We start from the raw sequence: 17,529 nt of genomic DNA on the forward strand, positions 1-17,529 counted from the left end.
CGCCGGCCCTGCCGGGTTCAGATCATGCCGCTGACGTCCATTGGCGGGCTTGGGTGGAACTGGCCATGGCAGGCACTGGCGTTGTCGCAAACACGCGACCTTCGAACAATCGGCGTGCGGTGCGGACCACGCTGGCAATCACCGGTGCGTCATCCGAGCTGCGACTGAGGCCCACCTGCAGGTCCCCGCTCGGATGTTCGAGGGTAATGCTGCCGGGAACGGACAGGCACCCGACCAAAGTGTGGGCCAGCGTGCCCGGCGTGACGGCGGCGGTAGCCAGGCCGACCGCGCCGGTAATGGCCAGTGCGGTGTGGCATTGGTGCGGCATGAAGTAACGCACCTGCAGATCGCCGCCGTGTTGCGGCGCCGACAGCAGCACCGGCTTGGGAATGACCTTGTTGCCGGCGTCGGCGATGCCCATGCGGGCGCCCGCCTCGATGCGCAGCGCTTCCAGCCGGCGCATGAGCGCGGCATCCGCGTTCAGTTCGGCGGGCGATGCATCACCGCGCACGCCCAGGTCCTCGGCATGCACCAGCATCATCGGCATGGCGCAGTCCACCAGGCTGACCGGCACGCCATCGATGGTTTCCCGGGCGTGGCCGCTGGGCAGCAGCTTGCCGGTGCGGGCGCCTGCGGCATCAAGGAAGGAAAGCCTGACCGGCGCGGCCGAGCCCGGTGCGCCGGCAATGCGCGTATCACCGCGGTAGACCAGATGGCCACCCGGCGTTTCCACCGTGGCGATGATCAGCTTGCCGGTGTTGACGTTGTGGATGCGCACCTCGGTCTGCGGATCCTGAGCCTGCACCAGCCCCCGCTCGATGGCGTACGGGCCCACCGCCGCCAGCATGTTGCCGCAGTTGGGGGACGTGTCCACCACCTGCTGCTCCACCCGTACCTGGGCGAACAGATAGTCCACGTCGGCGTCTGCCCGGCTGGATCGATCGATGATGGCCACCTTGCTGGTCAGTGCGTTGCCGCCACCGATGCCATCGATCTGCAGCGGATGGCCCGACCCCATTACTTCCACCAGCAGGCGATCGCGTTCAACAACGTCCGCCGGAAGGTCGCTGGCCAGGAAGAACGGGCCCTTGGATGTACCACCGCGCATGAGTACGCAGGGAATGCTGAGCAGATCGTTGGACATACGTGTGTTAGATTGATGCGTGTAGGGGATGAATGACCCCTCTGTGATTCGATACTGGCATGACCCCAATTGATCTGTGAATTGCTGATTTTTGGATGATTGATACCCAATGAGCATCAATTGCGAGATCCTGGATCTACGCGCATTCCTGCTGGTGTCGGAGACGCGCAGCTTCCACCGCGCCGCGGAGATCCTGCACGTCTCCCAGCCGGCACTCAGCCGACGGATACAGAAGCTGGAGCAGGCTGTGGGTTCGCCACTGCTGGAGCGCACCACGCGCAGCGTCAGCACCACCGCCGTCGGCGAGAACCTGCTGCCGCTGGTGCGTCGTATGCTGGAGGAATTCGATGGGTCACTGTTCTCACTGCGGGGCCGGGACGATACGCGGGGCGCTACCGTCACCATCGCCTGCCTGCCCACGGCGGCGTTCTACTTCCTGCCCAGCGTGATGGCGCGTTTCCACGAAGCGCATCCCAACGTGCGCTTCCGGATCCTGGATATCCCGGCCACCGAAGGCCTGCAGGCGGTAGAGCGTGGCGAAGTCGAGTTCGGCATCAACTTCATGGGCGCCAACGATCCGAATCTCGATTTCGACGTGCTGGCCGAAGATCCCTTCGTGCTGGCCTGCCGACGCGATCATCCGCTGGCCCGCAAGCGCAAGGTGGAATGGGCCGATCTGGCCGAGCACCAGCTGATCACCGTGCATCGCACCAGCGGCAACCGCACGCTGCTGGATGGTGCCCTGGCGCGCGAGAACCTCAAGCTGAGCTGGCACTACGAAGTGACCCACCTGTCGACGTCACTGGGCATGGTCGAGGCCGGCATCGGCGTGTCGGTCCTGCCGAAAATGGCCACGCCGGACGGGGATCATCCGACCCTGGTGACGCGCACGATTGGTAACCCCGTGGTGTCGCGCACGATCGGGATCGTCCGTCGCCGGGGCGCCCTGCTCTCGCCTACTGCGGAACGCTTTCTGCAGATGTTGATGAGCCAGTGGCGCGGGGAGACCTGAGCATCGTTTGCTGGACAGGCCGCCCCCGGATCTGGCCGAGGGTGATGGCCGGGCATGGCTCGGCCCTACAGAGGAGCCAGCTCGCGCGCAAGGAAAGGCGCTGTCCTGCTTCCCCGCGCGCGGGCCACCTGTTGCGGCGTTCCCTTCGCCACGATGGTGCCACCCGCGCTGCCTGCGCCCGGCCCGACGTCAATCACCCAGTCCGCCTGGGCGACCGCCCGCATGTCATGCTCGATCATCACCACCGTATTTCCTGCGTCGACCAGCCGCTGCAGCTGAACCAGCAGCCTGTCCGCATCCGACGCGTGCAGGCCGGTGGTGGGTTCGTCCAGCACGTAAAGCGTGCGCCCGCGCTGGCTGCGCTGCAGTTCAGTGGCCAGCTTGATGCGCTGGGCCTCGCCGCCTGAAAGCTCCGTGGCCGGCTGGCCCAGCCTCAGGTAACCCAGGCCGATGTCCTGCAGCAGCTGCAACGGCCGGGCAATGACCTCTTCCGCCATGAAGAATGCATGCGCCTGGTCCACGGTCATCTGCAGGACCTCGGCGATGTTGCGGTCGTTCCACAGCACCTTCAGCGTGGCCTCGTTGTAGCGGGCGCCGTGGCAGGTGGGGCATGGGGCATAGACGCTGGGCATGAACAGCAGTTCGACACTCACGAAACCCTCGCCTTCGCAGGTTTCGCATCGGCCCTTGGCTACGTTGAACGAGAAACGACCCGCATCGAAGCGACGACGACGTGCGGCGGGCGTCGCCGCGAACAGTTTGCGTACGTGATCGAACATCCCGGTATAGGTGGCGAGGTTGGAGCGCGGTGTGCGGCCAATCGGCTTCTGGTCGACCTGCACGACCCGCTGGATGGCGTCCACATCACCGGCCAACTGGCCTCGGGTGGTTTCCATCACCGTCGGCCCGTCGTTCGGCGACGCCTCGGCGCCATCGTCCGCGGGTTCATGCCCCAGGTGCAGCAGCATCAGCTCGGGCAAGGCCTGTGCCATCAGGCTGGACTTGCCCGACCCCGAAATGCCGGTCACGGCCGTCAGCAATCCCAGCGGCACCTGCGCGTCCACTCCCTGCAGGTTGTGGCGATGGATGCCCTGCAGTTCCAGCCAGTGGGTGGCGGTGCGCTGCCGACGGGTGGGCGCGGGTACCTGGTCGAACAGATACAGTGCCGTGCGCGACTCCTGCACCTGGCGCAGGCCGCCCGGCTCACCGCTGTAGAGCACGCGCCCTCCCCGCTCGCCGGCCTCCGGGCCCACGTCCACCAGCCACTGCGCGCGGCGCATCAGCTCCAGATCGTGCTCGACCACGAACACCGAGTTTCCGCCATCACGCAGCCGGTCCAACGCGTCGTACAGCGCCTGGCTGTCGGCGGGATGCAGTCCGGCCGAAGGCTCGTCGAGCACGTACAGCACACCAAACAGCAACGAGCTGAGCTGCGTGGCCAGCCGCAGGCGCTGCAGTTCGCCGGCGGACAGCGTGGGCGTGGCGCGGTCCAGCGAGAGATAGCCCAGGCCAAGCTCGCGCAGTTGCCGTACCCGCCCCATGACTCCGCCCGCCAGCCGCTGTGCGGCCAGCCGCTTCTCTTCGGACAGGGCCGAGGTCAGGCGCACGTCGGGGGCGCCCTCGTGCGTCGCGCGGCCACTCGCGGCGCGCCGGGCACGATCGCGGGGTGTCGCATGCGTGCTGATAGGTGCACCCTTGCTGTGTGCACCGAAATCACCTTCCGCGATGGGCTCCAGCAGATCCGCCAGTTGATCCAGGGGCAACCGCATGAACTCACCGATATCCACGCCCGCGAAGGTGACCGAGAGCGCTTCCGGCTTCAGCCGCTTTCCGTGGCAGACCGGGCACAGCTTGCCTTCCATGTAGCGGGAAACCCGTTTGCGCATCAGCGCGCTCTGGGTGTTGGCGAAGGTATGCAGCACATAGCGACGCGCGCCGGTGTATGTACCCATGTAGCTCGGCTCGAGCTTTCGCTTGAGCGCAGCCCGGGTCTCGGCAGGCGTGAAGCCTGCATAGACCGGCACGGTGGGCGTTTCCTCCGTGAACAGGATCCACTCCCGATCCTTCTTCGGCAGCTTCTTCCACGGTACGTCGATGTCGTAGCCGAGCGTGACCAGGATGTCGCGCAGGTTCTGGCCATGCCAGGCCGGCGGCCAGGAGGCGATGGCGCGCTCGCGGATGCTCAGCGACGGATCCGGCACCATCAAGGCTTCCGTCACCTCGTAGACGTGCCCCAGCCCGTGACAGGTGCTGCAGGCGCCCTGCGGGGTATTGGGCGAAAAGTCCTCGGCGTAAAGCATCGGCTGGTTGGCCGGGTATGCACCTGCACGCGAATACATCATGCGCACCAGGCTGGACAGCGTAGTGACGCTGCCCACCGATGAGCGCGCGTTGCTGGCGCCGCGCTGCTGCTGCAGGGCCACTGCCGGCGGCAACCCGTCGATGGCGTCCACATCGGGCACGCCGGCCTGGTCGATCAGACGCCGTGCATACGGCGCAACCGACTCAAAGTAGCGCCGCTGCGCCTCCGCGAAGATCGTGCCGAACGCCAGCGATGACTTGCCGGAGCCCGAAACACCGGAAAACACCACCAATGCGTTGCGCGGGATGGAGACGTCGACATTCCTGAGGTTGTGCTCGCGCGCGCCACGCACCTCGACGCAACCGCTGGCAGCGGCGGCACATGACGATTCACCAAAAGGGGGCTTGGACATCTTCGCGATCCTGCAGGCAGTGAGCGGCGCGCGTAGGGGCGCGCCCGATAGTGCATTTTCGCTGTTGTGGAGTGAATGCGGGTGATGGCGTGGTCACGCCATGGTGCGCCGATACAACTGATCGAGCGTAGCCGTGCGAACGAGGCGGCCGCGATTGTAGAAATGCAGCACCGGCTCGCTCAACGTCACGTCAGCCGGAACCAGGTTCATGCCTTCGCAGCCGACCACGACCGAGCCCCATCGTCCGACGGGAACAACCCGCGATGCCATCCGCATATCAGCCAGGCATCCTGACCCGATGCCTGTGGCGTTACCCGCGTTGAATTGACGGCTGGATCCGAATCGGTACAGAGATTTCGCGTGGAGGAGCATGCCGTGAACCTTTCTGGCGGCGGCAGCGGGGAATCGGCAAGCGCCGGGCTCGCAGCAAATGCGGCGATGAGCGTAATGAAAGCCTTCATGTCGCTGCACATCTAAAAGGAGCGGCCGCCGAACCGCAAACTAAGCGGCGTGCACGTGGGGCTCAACCGCAGCGGCCAGCACATCAATACCCCACGCGGAACCCGCAATCTCCTCGGGCTGGCTTCTCTTGAAGCGTGACCAGTCGGCCCTGGCAAGTCGGCCGACCAGAAGCTGGTCGGCAGGAAGCTGGTGCATCGACCAATAGGGGAACTGCCGGGTAGAGACACGCCCCCGGGCCAGCTCCACCACATCCGTGTGGCTGGTCGATTGCAGCACCCGCTCGTAGACGCTGGCCACCCCATCTTCCGGCCCTTCGAAGTACTGCACGAATCGCGTGCCGTCATGCAGCAGCACGCCTGTCACCCCTGCAAGCTTGTTGAACCTCGCAGCATCGGTGACGAGTGCTTCCAGGCGGTCAATCGAAAGGCCTTCAACGGCCTGGCTTGCGTATACAACGGCCCGGATGGGCATGGACTTCGCCTTGAATGCAGGGCCACGTCGGCACCTATTCACACTCTAGCACCCGGCGCAAGTCCGGGCCGTGATGCGTATTCTTAATTCTTCAGAATACGGTTCGCGCCTGGCAGCGCGACAGACGGCATGATGAACGCCCCCGTACGTTCAGGGCTTTATTCATCTTCATGCGCGACATCGGACAGTTCTATGTAAACAGCGTCGAAGGAGTGGCGCGTGAGGATGGCACCCTGCTGCAGGTCACCCGGATCGATTGTTCCTGCCTGAAGTGTTCAAGGCAGTTCCGCGCCATTCCTGATCATGGCCTCGTCGACCTCAACGGCGCTGCTTCGCTCAGTTGCCCAGGCTGTGGCAACCACCAGTCCGTCAGCCGGGCGCGGCTGGAGGAGTTCGTGCTGCGTAGTGATCCATGAGCTGAAGCGCGCCGTTTCTCGACACTGTGCCAACCCTGTCGACACCTTCGCCTCGCATCTTCCCGTAGTGCACCCACAACGCCGTTCCAATGAGTCATACCGGCCTATTCAAGATCAGGGACCTCACCTACACGCCAGGCGCGGAGGGCGACCTGGCCCGTGCCCTGCAGATCGAAGCCACCTGCACGGCCTGCGGCGCAACCAGCGTCTGGGGCGAGCAGGAGATGGAGCATGTGCGAGGAGGAACCGTGCTTGCGTGCCGGGCGTGCGGTACGCGCCAGGCCATCAGCAATGCGGGCCTGATCAGTACCCCGTCAGGGATACGCCACCGCCGGGGCTGAGCGGGGCGGCACCGGGCCATGCGCTGCCCGGCAGGCACGATTGATGGCCTGTCAGCGGCGGGCAACCGATGGCAGCGCCCGATGCTGGTTGATCCAGTCCAACGACTGGGCAATTCCACCGAACGGAAAGAAGTGCGGGCTGACCAACCCGTGGGCATCAGTCAAACCGCCCGCCAGACGGTCCACGAACACCTCCGGGCCCGCGCTGCCCAGCAACCGGCCGATCGAGATGCCATACCGGGACAGCATCAATGCACTGGCCCCCACCCCGCACATTGCGGCGTAGCGTACCAGCCGCGCGATGCTTGCCGGGCCCGGCACGCCAACCAGCACCGGAACGTGGATGCCACGGGCGCGCAGCGCGTGCAACCAGGCCAGGACGATGTCGGCATCGAAGGCGAACTGCGTGATGATCACTGGCGCCATGCCGCGCGCTTCGATGGACTGGCACTTGTGTTCCAGTACCTGCCAGCACGCGTCACTGCCCAGGACCGGATGGCCATCGGGGTGACCGCCGATGGCGACGACCTTGATACCGGCCCTCTCCAGAAGGCCGCTCTCGATGATCGAAGCGCTGTCAGCAAATGGGCCGGCGGGCGTGGCCAGATCGCCAGCGATCACCAGGCACTGCGTTGCTCCGGCCTTGTTGGCGGCGCGCTGCAGGAACCGTTCAAGCACCGTGCGCGACCGGATGCGGCGGGCCGAAAGATGCGGCATCGGCTCGAAGCCCAGTTCGCGCACCCTGCGCGCCGCTGCCAGGCGTGCGTCGTCGTCCTCGCTGGCCAGCCAGGGAATGGAGATCGTGGTGCCACGCGGAATGCGGGTGGCTTCGGCACCCAGCGCCGGCATGGCCCTGGCGCTCACCTCCAGCGAAAAGGCATCAAGGAAGGCCTGCACCCGCAGCGACGTAGGCGCGGACATCACGCGCCCACGCCTGCATTGCTGGCCAGGGGCGAACTGTTCCGCGCCAGTTCGATGAAGGCCTGCAGGTAGTCGATGCTGGTATCGGCCTCGCGCGCACCCAGATAGATCTGCTTGGGAATGCCCTTCGCACCGAGGCGCACCGGCACCACGTCCATGCGGGTGGCGTACTCTTCCACCAGCCAGCGCGGCATGGCGGCCACGCCACGACCACTGGCCACCATCTGCATCATGATGTCGGTGGTCTCAATGGCCTTGTGCCGTCGCGGCGTAATGCCGGCCGGCAGCAGGAACTGGTTGTAGATGTCCAGGCGCTCGAACGGCACCGGATAGCTGATCAGCACTTCCTGGCCGAGCTGGCGCGGCTTCACGTAATCCACCTTGGCCAGGGCGTGGTTCCTGGCCACCACCAGCACCTGCTCGTAGTCGAACACGGGAATGAACTTGAGGCCTGGCTTCAGCAGTGGATCGGGGGTAACCAGCAGGTCGATCTCGTAGCCGAACAGCGCGCCGATGCCGCCGAACTGGAATTTCTGCTTGACGTCCACATCCACATCCGGCCACGCGGCCAGGTATGGCGAGACGATCTTCAGCAGCCACTGGTAGCAGGGATGGCATTCCATGCCGATGCGCAGCGCGCCGCGCTCGCCCTGTGCGAACTGGCCCAACCGCTCCTCGGCCAGATCCAGCTGCGGCAGCACGCGGTTGGCGACGGCCAGCAGGTATTGCCCGGCCTGGGTCAGGCGCAGGCTGCGGCCTTCGCGCAGCCACACATCAGTGCCCAGCTGCTGCTCCAGCTTCTTCATGCTGTGGCTCAGGGCCGACTGGGTCAGGTTGAGTACGCCGGCGGCCGCGGTAAGCGAGCCCTGCTGCTCGACCTGCTGCACGATGCTGAGGTGGATCCGCTCCAGCATGACGATGAATCCTGCTCATGGATAGGTGAAGTAATACCATTTTACGTCATGGAAGGCCGTGGCTAGCATCGGGTCATGCTTTCACCTGCCCGCCCCCTTCGAATCGTCGCCGTGTCCGGCGGATTGCAGCGCCCCTCCAAGGCCGCCACCCTGGCCGAGCATCTGCTGGGCCTGATCGGCGAGGACATCCACAGCGAGCAGCACCTGGTCGAACTGGGCGCACTGGCCCCGCATCTGGCCGGTGCGCTCTGGCGTTCGCAGTTGCCCGACACCGTGGAACGCCAGTTGACCACCGTCGAGCAGGCCGATGTGCTGGTGGTGAGCACGCCGGTCTATCGCGGCTCGTACACAGGGCTGTTCAAGCATTTCTTCGACTTCGTCCACCAGGACGCACTGGTCGACACCCCCATCCTGCTGGCCGCGACCGGCGGCAGCGAGCGCCATTCGCTGGTGATCGACCATCAGCTGCGCCCGCTCTTCAGCTTCTTCCAGGCACGCACCCTGCCGCTGGGCGTCTACGCCACCGACCGCGATTTCGCCGACGGTCGCGTGCACAACGATGCCCTGATCGAGCGCGCACGGCTGGCGGTGCAGCGGGCCATGCCGCTGCTGGACCTGCCTCGCCAGCGCGCCGCCGACCTGGAAGCGGCCGCAGCACTTTGAATGCCGGATGCCCTCGCCCGCATCCGGATGTCACCCCGCACTACGGAACGCCACCCATGACGACCGACACCTTCACCTTCAGCATCACGCAGATCCCATTCAACGAGGATTACCAGCCTGCCGACGGGACGCGCATCACCACCAATTTCGCCAACCTGGCCCGCGGCGCGTCCCGCCAGGAAAACCTGCGCAACACGATCAGCATGATCAACAACCGCTTCAACGATCTGGCGCACTGGGACAACCCCAGCGCGGATCGCTACGCGGTCGAGCTGGACATCATCTCGGTGGAGATGCACATCGGCAACAGCGATGGCGGCGATCCGTTCCCGCTGATCGAGGTGCTGCGCCCGACCATCGTCGACACCCGCACCGGCGCGCGCATCGAAGGCATCGTCGGCAACAATTTCTCGTCCTACGTGCGCGACTACGATTTCAGCGTGGTGCTGCCGGCCAGCAACGAAGGGAAGGCCACCTTTGGCATCCCGGAGGGCTTTGGCGACCTGCATGGCAAGTTGTTCAAGCATTTCCTGGAGTCCGAGGCCTACCGCGCCAACTTCAGCAAGGGGCCGGTAATCTGCATCAGCGTATCCAGCAGCAAGACCTATCACCGCACCGAGAACCACCACCCGATCCTGGGCGTGGAATACCGCCAGAGCGAGTTCTCTCCCACTGACCAGTACTTCGACAAGATGGGCCTGCAGGTGCGCTACTTCATGCCGCCGGGCAGCGTCGCACCGCTGGCGTTCTACTTCCAGGGCGACCTGCTGGGCGACTACTCGAACCTGGAGCTGATCGGCACCATCAGCACGATGGAGGCCTTCCAGAAGATCTACCGCCCGGAGATCTACAACGCCAACTCCGTGGCGGGCAAGGTCTACCAGCCCAGCCTGAAGCACCAGGATTACTCCTCCACCCGCATCGTCTACGACCGCGAAGAGCGCAGCCAGCTGGCGGTCAAGCAGGGCCGGTTCACCGAAGAACACTTCATCAAGCCGTACCGCGACGTGCTTGAGCAGTGGGCTGCCCGCTGATCCATTGATTCCCCATTCGCCCCCAGGAAACCAGACGCAATGTCGACGAAGAAACTGCTTCCCACCTCCACCGCAGGCAGCCTGCCCAAGCCCTCCTGGCTGGCCGAGCCCGAGAAGCTCTGGTCACCCTGGAAGCTGCAGGACGACGGCCTGATTGAAGGCAAGCAGGATGCACTGCGCCTGTCCCTGCAGGAGCAGCAGCACGCCGGCATCGACATCGTCAGCGACGGCGAACAGACCCGGCAGCACTTCGTCACCACTTTCATCGAGCACCTCAGCGGCGTCGATTTCGAGAAGCGCGAAACGGTCCGCATCCGCAACCGCTACGATGCCAGCGTGCCGACCGTGGTCGGCGCCGTGAGCCGTCCGAAGCCGGTGTTCGTCGAGGATGCGAAGTTCCTGCGCCGCCAGACCACGCAGCCGATCAAGTGGGCCCTGCCCGGCCCGATGACCATGATCGATACGCTGTACGACGCGCACTACAAGAGCCGCGAAAAGCTGGCCTGGGAGTTCGCGAAGATCCTCAACGAGGAAGCGAAGGAGCTGGAAGCCGCTGGCGTCGACATCATCCAGTTCGATGAGCCGGCCTTCAACGTGTTCTTCGACGAAGTGAACGACTGGGGCGTGGCCGCGCTGGAGCGTGCGGTTGAGGGCCTGAAGTGCCAGACGGCGGTGCACATCTGCTACGGCTATGGCATCAAGGCCAACACCGACTGGAAGCAGACACTGGGCTCGGAATGGCGGCAGTATGAAGAATCGTTCCCCAAGCTGCAGACCTCCAGCATCGACATCATCTCGCTGGAATGCCAGAACTCGCACGTACCGATCGACCTGATCGAACTGGTGCGCGGCAAGACGGTGATGGTGGGCGCCATCGACGTAGCCTCCAATACGGTCGAAACGCCGGAAGACGTGGCCAACACGCTGCGCAGGGCGCTGCAGTTCGTGGATGCCGACAAACTCTACCCAAGCACCAACTGCGGCATGGCGCCGCTTGCACGGGAAGTGGCACGCGGCAAGCTGCGCGCGCTCAGCGAAGGGGCCAGGATCGTGCGTGAGGAGCTTTCGGCGTAACCTTGGCTGGGGAGGTGTTCCCGTTTCGGTGCGGCGAGGATGGATTCTGGCCGGGCACAGACCAGGTTCCACCTCGTCCCTGCACCTCGGGCCTGGCGGCCATCACGCGCGGCCGTGGCGCCAGCGCTTCCTTGATCCGCCCCATCTCGCTTGCGCCGGCCTCGGCCAGGCGCCGGGCCTGCTGCCGCTGCGTCCGGGTCAGTGGCGGCGCGAACACGGCGCCCGGTTCGGATGCACTCTGCACCAGTCGGGCGACGGCGTCACGCAGTGGCAGTTGTGGGCAGAGCCGCGCCGCGCACCAGCGCTCGGCGTAGCGCTTCGCCTGGCGGGCGCTGGCGACGGACACGACCTTGCTCTGTGACATCCTGCGTGCGTCCAGTTTCAGGCGGAACCCGAGCACGGCATGCGGCACGATACTGGCCACCGAACGGCCGTTCCACCACAGATCCCAGCGCTCGCCGCTCTGCACCCAGCCGGACGGCCGGGTGACGATCATGAAATCTGGACGGTGAAATGATGAGCCCATGATGGGAAGCATACGAACGCCCGTCGCACCGGCTGAGATCAGGGTAACGCCCCCCTGCACTGCTACGCCTCCACGAAAAGCAATCAATGTGACGCGTCACGGCTGATGCTTTCGATCCAGTCGATGTAGCGCGATACGCGAACGTTGTAGACCACCTGGCCATAGAACCCCGCCTCGAGCGCATGCTCTGGAACCGCAGTGATCCACGAACCAAGCCCCACCAGCTGCGGCGTTCCGTGATCATCAATCACCAACGGACCGCCGCTGTCACCGTTGCCGAGAGCCCCCTCCAGCGGCAGGGCCTGCGGTGGCGGATCGAACCGGTACCAGAGATACCGTTCGTTGCCGCCGGTAATCGCGTTGAATGCCCGCCGCAGGGTCGTGCGATGCGGGCCGCCCGGCGCCAGCCCTACGACGCCATTGCCGGTAGCCCCCTTCCCTATCAGGGCCGCGATCTGCGCGACTTCGGCAGCACCGCGATAGAGCGCTACGGGCTGTACATCCTTTACAGCAGTCGCAAGCCTGATCAGTGCGATGTCATCCGATGCTGCCAGGAACGCGTGGATCCTGGAGGGATTTCCTGTCGCCAGCGCCTCCTTGCCCAGGGCCTCCGGCATTCTTCTGAAACCGGGATGCAGGAAGACGCGCTCGACCGCATAGGCGCGTCCATTGATGGAGATGGATTCTTCCATCCCTTCCATGGGTGCCGCATGCGCTGCGGTCAGCACCCAGCGCGGGGCGATGAGAACGCCATGTCCTTCGCCCGGCATGTCGGCCAGCGCCGGGAAGACAGAGGCATCGATCTGATACCGGGCGTCGTCAACGTCATCACGGATGACCACGGCACCGGCAGTGAACGGGAGCGCAGCAAGCGCCAGGAAAAGCCAGCGGTTCATAGGGTGGTCATCCCTGTAGTCGATCACTACAGCCTAGCCGCGGGCACCCGCGTTGTGGAGAACATGCGACCAACGACAGCATGCAGCGACGAATGCCAATAGTTCGAGCGCAAAGCCCTGCGGCCGACAGCCGCCGGGGCCGAGCAGTCTGTCCAGATCGGTTCCAGGCTTGTCCGACACGTCGTCCTGCGAAGCCACATTGGTGCACGGACCGGGCCGCGTGGGCCCGAGCCTCAGCGGGCGGTTCAACGCGCCGCGATTCTCCCGACCAGGGTATCGATCGCCGCCTCCATGGCACGCGCGGTCCGGTCGCCGCTCTGGTTGGTGATCACGAAGATGCCCAGATCGTGCTCCGGCATGATGTAGATGTAGCACTGCGAGCGTGGAACGCCACCGTGGTGGGCGTAATAGACACCCTTCTGGCGATCGCCAGCGACGATGTTCCAGAAATAGCCGATGCTGAACTCGTCGTCGAATCTGGCCAGAGTGCGATGCGATTCCTGCACCACCGGGCCGTTGGCCAGCTGGAACTGAAGGTATTTCACCATGTCGGGCACTGTTGCCTTGACGTTGCCGGAAGCGCCCCATGGCAACTGTGGCATCGGCGAGGTCGGCACCGGATTGTCGCTGTGGTAGCCGATGGCAAGACGGTCTTTTTCCGCATTCCCCAGCTTGATCCCGATGCTGGTCATTGCTGCGGCGTCGCTGAAGAAGCCACGCAGCAATGACGTGTAGTCGGTCTTGTAGACGCCTTCCAGAATGTGGGCCGTCAGCTCCGTCCCAGCACTGGAGTAGGCGTACTCTTTCCCGGGCATCCGTGGGATCCGCACGGCGTGCAGATCCCGCAGGAAATCCGGCTTGCCGTAATGCGCATAGAGGGCACTGAGTTCACCGGGCACGCGGTGATCGGTGAAGTCCTCCAACACGGTGTTCGCCCGCTCCGGCAGCATGTTCGGCAGGCCACTGGTGTGTGACAGCAGGTGACGGACCCGTATGGGCTGGCCCTGGTACTGCAGGTTCGGATAGTCGCCCTGCAGGTAGCTGCGAACGTCATCCTCCAGGCCCACCCTGCCCTCAAGCACCGCACGGGCCATCAACGTGCCCGCCAGGGTCTTGCTCAGCGAGCCGATCTCATACAGCGTTGCGTCGGTCGGAACATCGGGCTTGCCGGCTACCATCTCGCCGCGGTGACGGATGAAGGTCTTGCCCCGGTACACCACGCCGATGGAGGCCGAGTGCAGCAAAGGCTGTTCGATCAGGGCCTGGGCCACCTCGTCAACCGCCGCCCCCACATCGTTCGGCGGAGTCTTCCTGCCCTCGCAGCCGACGGCAAGGAGCACTGCGGATAGCACGACGGCATTGAGCCATTGCCGGTTTCGGGTAGTCGTTGACATGGATTCCATGCGCCGGCGCTTGAAGGTCGTGGGAACGGGCGCTCACGATAATTGATTGCCATGAGCGGCTGAAGGTGCCATCCGGCACCTCCAGTCGCGCCCCTCCCTGGAGGCCCCCTGCCCCCCGTCAGCGCTGGTAGTCCTTCAGGAACAACCAGGTGATCAGCGTGGCGTCCGGCCCCTTCGGGTCGGTGAATGGCAGGCCCGACTGGCTGCCGCTCCAGGCATGCCCCATGCCCTGCACCACGTAGTGCTGGACCAGCGCCCTGCCACCGTAGGCGTAGGTGTCGACGGTATACGCGCGGCCGCCCGGCACCTGCCCGTGATAGGTGCTGGTCGGCACGTATTTCACCGAGTCGTTGTCCTGGCCGTCGTCGGCCAGGTCATTGGTCTGCAGGAACTGGCGCACGGCCTGCTGGCCGTTCACCGGATTGACGGTGAGATCGGCGCTGCCATGGAACACCAGCACCGGCAGCGGTCGCGGCGACGGCGAACCCGAGCACTGCCACGCCAGGCGGCCATTGCTGTCCGGCGAATAGATGCTGCCGGCCAGCAGTGCGTAGGCGCTGCCGGAAATCGTGGTCGCGCCCTTGAACATGCCACCGGAGTGGATGGCGCCGGCAGCGAACACATCCGAATAGCAGGCCAGCATGATCGAGGTCATCGCACCACCTGCCGAAATGCCGGTGACATAGACCCGGCGCGGATCCACGCTGTAGTCCGCTTTCACCTTGTCCACGATGCCGGCCAGGATCGACGCTTCGCCGCTGTCGCGGGCCTGGTTGATCGGCAGCTGCCAGTTCCAGCAGCGGGCCGGATTGGAGGTGACGTTCTGCCGGGGGTAGACCACGATGAACCCTTCGGTGTCGGCCACATCATTGAAGCCTGACGCCTCCCCCATCAGGTTGGGCCCGTTGACGCAGCCGTGCAGCACCAGCAGCAACGGTAGCGGCTGCTGGTCGTCGTAGCCCGCCGGCACCCACACCTGGTACTCGCGGGCGCCGAACAGATTGCCGTACAGGCCAATGTCCCAATGCCCGGCCGGGCCTGCGGCAAGGGCACTGCCCGCCATCGCCAGCCAACTGCACAGCACCAGCAGTACAACCTTGATCGAATCGATTCCGGATTTCATGGCCAGATCCTCATGCGTGAGTCGTGGATGAAGTGGTACCGGGACGCGCTTCCGGCTGGGGGGCGCGCCCAGTATCCGCATCCAGCGGCCGCTGCCGACTGGACCTAGGTCCACTCGCCGCTGCGTGATGACACCGCTAGCCTTGGCTGCAGGATGGCAATGGGCCATCTGCAAGCAGCTGCCTGGGGGAGGACCGAATGAAACGGACTTGCCTGAGTCTCATGATCGGCGCATTGCTGGCCTCCGGGCCGGTACTGGCACAGGAAACGCCCCAGGCCACGCCGACGGCGGCCAGGACTGCATCACCCACCAACCTGGACAGCATCAAGGTCACCGCGCGCAAGCGCGAAGAAACCCTGCAGGAGGTCCCGGTAGCGGTTACCGCATTTACCTCCGAAGCGCTGGACAAGATGAATGTGCAGGACATCAGCGACCTGGATGCGCAGGTGCCCAACCTGACCATCTACGCCGCCCGCGGTGCCAGCAGCACGGTCACCGCCTACATCCGTGGCATCGGCCAGTCCGACCCCACCTGGGGCGCCGATCCGGGCGTGGGCATCTACCTGGATGACGTCTACATCGCGCGCCCGCAGGGTGCGCTGCTGGATGTGTTCGATGTCTCGCGCATCGAGGTGCTGCGCGGCCCGCAGGGCACGCTCTACGGCAAGAACACCATCGGCGGCGCGATCAAGTACATCTCGCGCGGCCTGCCGACCCAGACCGAGGGCTTCGCCCAGGTCACCGTGGGCAACTACAGCCAGTTGGATGCCAAGGCAGCCATCGGCGGTCCGATCGGCGGTGCTGACAGCGGCCTGCGCGCCCGCGTGGCGGTGGCCAGCATGAACCACGACGGGTTTGGCGAGAACACTTTCAACGGCCAGCCGGTCAGTGACAAGCAGATCAACGCGGCACGCCTGAACCTGGGCGCGTATGCGGGCGACGACTTCGACGTGCAGTTCGCACTGGACTGGATCGACGATCAGTCCGGCATGCGCGGCTCGAAGATGCTGGCACCCAATCCGTTCCTGCGCGCCTACCCGCCGATGGACAGCCGCTATGACATCCGGTCGGGCATGCGCAACCTCAACAACGTGGAGAGCAAGGGCGCCTCGGCCACGGTGAACTGGCGGCCGAACGAAGACATCGCGCTGAAATACGTGGTCGCCAAGCGTGAATCGGACAGCGAGGCCAACATCGACTTCGATACCGCCCCGGTCAAGCTCGCCGACGTGGGTGGCACCTACCACGACGACCAGGTCAGCAACGAAGTGCAGTTGAACTACGATGCCGGCGGCCGGGTGCGCGGTGTGGTCGGCCTGTACCAGTTCAGTGGCAAGGCTGGCGGGCAGATCCAGAACAACTACTTCAGTGCCCAGTTCGCCGACAACCAGGGCAAGGTGCTGACCGACAGCATCGCGCTGTATGCGGACTGGACCTTCGACCTGACCAGCAGACTGAAGCTCGATGTCGGCGCCCGCTACACCGACGAGGACAAGCGCGCGATCGTGCTCAACCGCCTCTACGCCGACCCGGGCTTCAGCCGGCCGGTGGCGGTGACCGCCGATTTCGACAAGAAGACCAATTTCAGGAACGTCTCGCCCAAGGTCTCGCTGGACTACCAGATCACTCCGGACATCATGGTCTATGGCCTGGCGACGCGTGGCTTCAAGTCCGGCGGCTACAACATCCGCGCCAACGCGGTGGCGGTACCGCGCTCGGCGGAGCCGTTCGATGACGAGACCGTGGACAGCTATGAGGTCGGCAGCAAGATGGCCTTCCTCGACCAGCGCCTGTTCCTGAACCTGTCAGCGTTCTACAACAAGTACAAGGACATCCAGCTGTCGGTGTTCACCGGCCTGGATACCAATGGCGATGGCATCGATGATTCCTTCTTCGGTGATTTCACCAATGCCGGCGCCGGTACCGTCAAAGGCCTGGAAGTCGAGTATCAGTACCTGCCCAGCCAGCACTGGCTGATTTCCGGCAACCTGGCGTGGCTGGATACCAGATACGACGAGTACATGGACCGCGGCATCAACGTGGCCAGGCAGATGAAGTTCACCAATGCCCCGGATATCTCCGGTGCGTTCAACGTGGAATACCGCACCGACCTGGCCAACGGCAGCAACCTGTCGGCACGCGTGAGCTACAGCTACCAGAGCGAAGTGTGGCCGACCACCGACCTCAGCCCGGTGATCCGCCAGCAGGGTTACGGGCTGGTCAACGCCGGCGTCATCTGGCGCCTGGATGATGCGTGGACCTTCTCGCTGCAGGGCACCAACCTGGCCGACAAGGAATACCGCACTACTGGCTACAACATTCCTGCAGTCGGCACGCTGATCGGCTTCTATGGTCCGCCCCGCCAATATAGCCTCAGCGTCCGTTACGATTTCTAGCGCATCCGTTACGATCTTC

The 17,529-nt window shown here is 64.8% G+C and carries 16 protein-coding genes; 6 read left to right on the forward strand and 10 right to left on the reverse strand.

Going from position 1 to position 17,529, the window contains the following annotated elements; translation table 11 throughout:
- Nucleotides 1-22: 22 nt before the first annotated feature.
- The gene (locus tag CKW06_RS12750; RefSeq protein ID WP_024956811.1) at nt 23-1,144 is read right to left on the reverse strand and encodes a 4-oxalomesaconate tautomerase; all 1,122 of its coding nucleotides are present in this window, start codon (nt 1,142-1,144) and stop codon (nt 23-25) included.
- A gap of 109 nt (nt 1,145-1,253) precedes the next feature.
- Here CKW06_RS12750 and CKW06_RS12755 point away from each other — a divergent pair, with 109 nt between their 5' ends.
- Nucleotides 1,254-2,156 carry a LysR family transcriptional regulator gene (locus CKW06_RS12755; RefSeq protein WP_005409730.1) on the forward strand — a complete coding sequence of 301 codons (903 nt, stop codon included), beginning with the start codon at nt 1,254-1,256 and terminating at the stop codon, nt 2,154-2,156.
- A gap of 65 nt (nt 2,157-2,221) precedes the next feature.
- Here CKW06_RS12755 and CKW06_RS12760 read toward each other — a convergent pair whose 3' ends face one another.
- The 3 genes from CKW06_RS12760 to CKW06_RS12770 form a co-directional block, all read right to left on the reverse strand.
- A complete protein-coding gene (locus CKW06_RS12760; protein WP_024956810.1) occupies nt 2,222-4,870 on the reverse strand; it encodes an excinuclease ABC subunit UvrA in 2,649 nt (882 codons plus the stop codon).
- Between the two features lie 93 nt (nt 4,871-4,963).
- Nucleotides 4,964-5,242 (reverse strand): hypothetical protein, encoded by a 279-nt coding sequence (locus tag CKW06_RS12765; RefSeq protein WP_143578659.1) that lies wholly within the window; start codon nt 5,240-5,242, stop codon nt 4,964-4,966.
- A gap of 129 nt (nt 5,243-5,371) precedes the next feature.
- Nucleotides 5,372-5,803, reverse strand: coding sequence for a BLUF domain-containing protein (locus tag CKW06_RS12770; protein ID WP_005413499.1), 432 nt, complete (start codon nt 5,801-5,803; stop codon nt 5,372-5,374).
- 170 nt (nt 5,804-5,973) lie between these two features.
- Here CKW06_RS12770 and CKW06_RS12775 point away from each other — a divergent pair, with 170 nt between their 5' ends.
- A complete protein-coding gene (locus CKW06_RS12775; RefSeq protein WP_005409734.1) occupies nt 5,974-6,219 on the forward strand; it encodes a hypothetical protein in 246 nt (81 codons plus the stop codon).
- 392 nt (nt 6,220-6,611) lie between these two features.
- On the opposite strand, the gene CKW06_RS12785 is transcribed toward CKW06_RS12775, so the two are convergent.
- Together CKW06_RS12785 and CKW06_RS12790 are read right to left on the reverse strand one after the other, a co-directional pair.
- On the reverse strand, nt 6,612-7,481 hold the full coding sequence (locus CKW06_RS12785; RefSeq protein ID WP_024956808.1) for a methylenetetrahydrofolate reductase: 870 nt from the start codon (nt 7,479-7,481) through the stop codon (nt 6,612-6,614).
- Nucleotides 7,481-8,395, reverse strand: coding sequence for a LysR family transcriptional regulator (locus tag CKW06_RS12790; protein WP_024956807.1), 915 nt, complete (start codon nt 8,393-8,395; stop codon nt 7,481-7,483). The genes CKW06_RS12785 and CKW06_RS12790 overlap by 1 nt, the downstream gene beginning before the upstream one ends.
- Nucleotides 8,396-8,470: 75 nt before the next feature.
- On the opposite strand from CKW06_RS12790, the gene msuE reads away from it, so the two are divergent.
- From msuE to CKW06_RS12805, 3 genes are read left to right on the forward strand one after another with little or no spacing between them, the layout of a single operon-like run.
- Entirely contained in the window at nt 8,471-9,058 is a 588-nt protein-coding gene (gene msuE, locus CKW06_RS12795; RefSeq protein ID WP_024956806.1) for an FMN reductase, read from the forward strand.
- A gap of 56 nt (nt 9,059-9,114) precedes the next feature.
- Nucleotides 9,115-10,092 carry a DUF1852 domain-containing protein gene (locus CKW06_RS12800; RefSeq protein WP_024956805.1) on the forward strand — a complete coding sequence of 326 codons (978 nt, stop codon included), beginning with the start codon at nt 9,115-9,117 and terminating at the stop codon, nt 10,090-10,092.
- 39 nt (nt 10,093-10,131) lie between these two features.
- A complete protein-coding gene (locus CKW06_RS12805; protein ID WP_005409740.1) occupies nt 10,132-11,166 on the forward strand; it encodes a methionine synthase in 1,035 nt (344 codons plus the stop codon).
- Here CKW06_RS12805 and CKW06_RS12810 read toward each other — a convergent pair.
- The 4 genes from CKW06_RS12810 to CKW06_RS12825 all read right to left on the reverse strand — a co-directional run bounded on the left by CKW06_RS12810 (nt 11,123) and on the right by CKW06_RS12825 (nt 15,114).
- Nucleotides 11,123-11,692, reverse strand: coding sequence for a hypothetical protein (locus CKW06_RS12810; protein WP_231910960.1), 570 nt, complete (start codon nt 11,690-11,692; stop codon nt 11,123-11,125). The two genes, CKW06_RS12805 and CKW06_RS12810, sit on opposite strands and share 44 nt — an antisense overlap.
- Nucleotides 11,693-11,775: 83 nt before the next feature.
- Nucleotides 11,776-12,588 carry a S1 family peptidase gene (locus CKW06_RS12815; RefSeq protein ID WP_024956803.1) on the reverse strand — a complete coding sequence of 271 codons (813 nt, stop codon included), beginning with the start codon at nt 12,586-12,588 and terminating at the stop codon, nt 11,776-11,778.
- Between the two features lie 245 nt (nt 12,589-12,833).
- Nucleotides 12,834-13,982: a serine hydrolase domain-containing protein gene (locus CKW06_RS12820; RefSeq protein ID WP_024956802.1), complete on the reverse strand. Its 1,149-nt coding sequence runs from the start codon at nt 13,980-13,982 to the stop codon at nt 12,834-12,836.
- Nucleotides 13,983-14,109: 127 nt separating this feature from the next.
- Nucleotides 14,110-15,114, reverse strand: a complete 1,005-nt coding sequence (locus tag CKW06_RS12825; protein ID WP_024956801.1) for an extracellular catalytic domain type 1 short-chain-length polyhydroxyalkanoate depolymerase — start codon at nt 15,112-15,114, stop codon at nt 14,110-14,112.
- Nucleotides 15,115-15,311: 197 nt separating this feature from the next.
- Between CKW06_RS12825 and CKW06_RS12830 the strand changes: the two genes are divergently transcribed.
- On the forward strand, nt 15,312-17,510 hold the full coding sequence (locus CKW06_RS12830; RefSeq protein WP_024956800.1) for a TonB-dependent receptor: 2,199 nt from the start codon (nt 15,312-15,314) through the stop codon (nt 17,508-17,510).
- The last annotated feature ends 19 nt before the right edge of the window (nt 17,511-17,529 follow it).

It is taken from the genome of Stenotrophomonas maltophilia, assembly GCF_900186865.1.
Classification (GTDB): Bacteria; Pseudomonadota; Gammaproteobacteria; order Xanthomonadales; family Xanthomonadaceae; genus Stenotrophomonas; species Stenotrophomonas maltophilia.

Coding starts and splice junctions, on each gene's coding strand:
- CKW06_RS12750 (WP_024956811.1), bottom strand. CDS start 1,144: ATGTCCAACGATCTGCTCAGCATTCCCTGCGTACTCATGCGCGGTGGT.
- CKW06_RS12755 (WP_005409730.1), top strand. CDS start 1,254: ATGAGCATCAATTGCGAGATCCTGGATCTACGCGCATTCCTGCTGGTG.
- CKW06_RS12760 (WP_024956810.1), bottom strand. CDS start 4,870: ATGTCCAAGCCCCCTTTTGGTGAATCGTCATGTGCCGCCGCTGCCAGC.
- CKW06_RS12765 (WP_143578659.1), bottom strand. CDS start 5,242: ATGCTCCTCCACGCGAAATCTCTGTACCGATTCGGATCCAGCCGTCAA.
- CKW06_RS12770 (WP_005413499.1), bottom strand. CDS start 5,803: ATGCCCATCCGGGCCGTTGTATACGCAAGCCAGGCCGTTGAAGGCCTT.
- CKW06_RS12775 (WP_005409734.1), top strand. CDS start 5,974: ATGCGCGACATCGGACAGTTCTATGTAAACAGCGTCGAAGGAGTGGCG.
- CKW06_RS12785 (WP_024956808.1), bottom strand. CDS start 7,481: ATGTCCGCGCCTACGTCGCTGCGGGTGCAGGCCTTCCTTGATGCCTTT.
- CKW06_RS12790 (WP_024956807.1), bottom strand. CDS start 8,395: ATGCTGGAGCGGATCCACCTCAGCATCGTGCAGCAGGTCGAGCAGCAG.
- msuE (WP_024956806.1), top strand. CDS start 8,471: ATGCTTTCACCTGCCCGCCCCCTTCGAATCGTCGCCGTGTCCGGCGGA.
- CKW06_RS12800 (WP_024956805.1), top strand. CDS start 9,115: ATGACGACCGACACCTTCACCTTCAGCATCACGCAGATCCCATTCAAC.
- CKW06_RS12805 (WP_005409740.1), top strand. CDS start 10,132: ATGTCGACGAAGAAACTGCTTCCCACCTCCACCGCAGGCAGCCTGCCC.
- CKW06_RS12810 (WP_231910960.1), bottom strand. CDS start 11,692: ATGGGCTCATCATTTCACCGTCCAGATTTCATGATCGTCACCCGGCCG.
- CKW06_RS12815 (WP_024956803.1), bottom strand. CDS start 12,588: ATGAACCGCTGGCTTTTCCTGGCGCTTGCTGCGCTCCCGTTCACTGCC.
- CKW06_RS12820 (WP_024956802.1), bottom strand. CDS start 13,982: ATGTCAACGACTACCCGAAACCGGCAATGGCTCAATGCCGTCGTGCTA.
- CKW06_RS12825 (WP_024956801.1), bottom strand. CDS start 15,114: ATGAAATCCGGAATCGATTCGATCAAGGTTGTACTGCTGGTGCTGTGC.
- CKW06_RS12830 (WP_024956800.1), top strand. CDS start 15,312: ATGAAACGGACTTGCCTGAGTCTCATGATCGGCGCATTGCTGGCCTCC.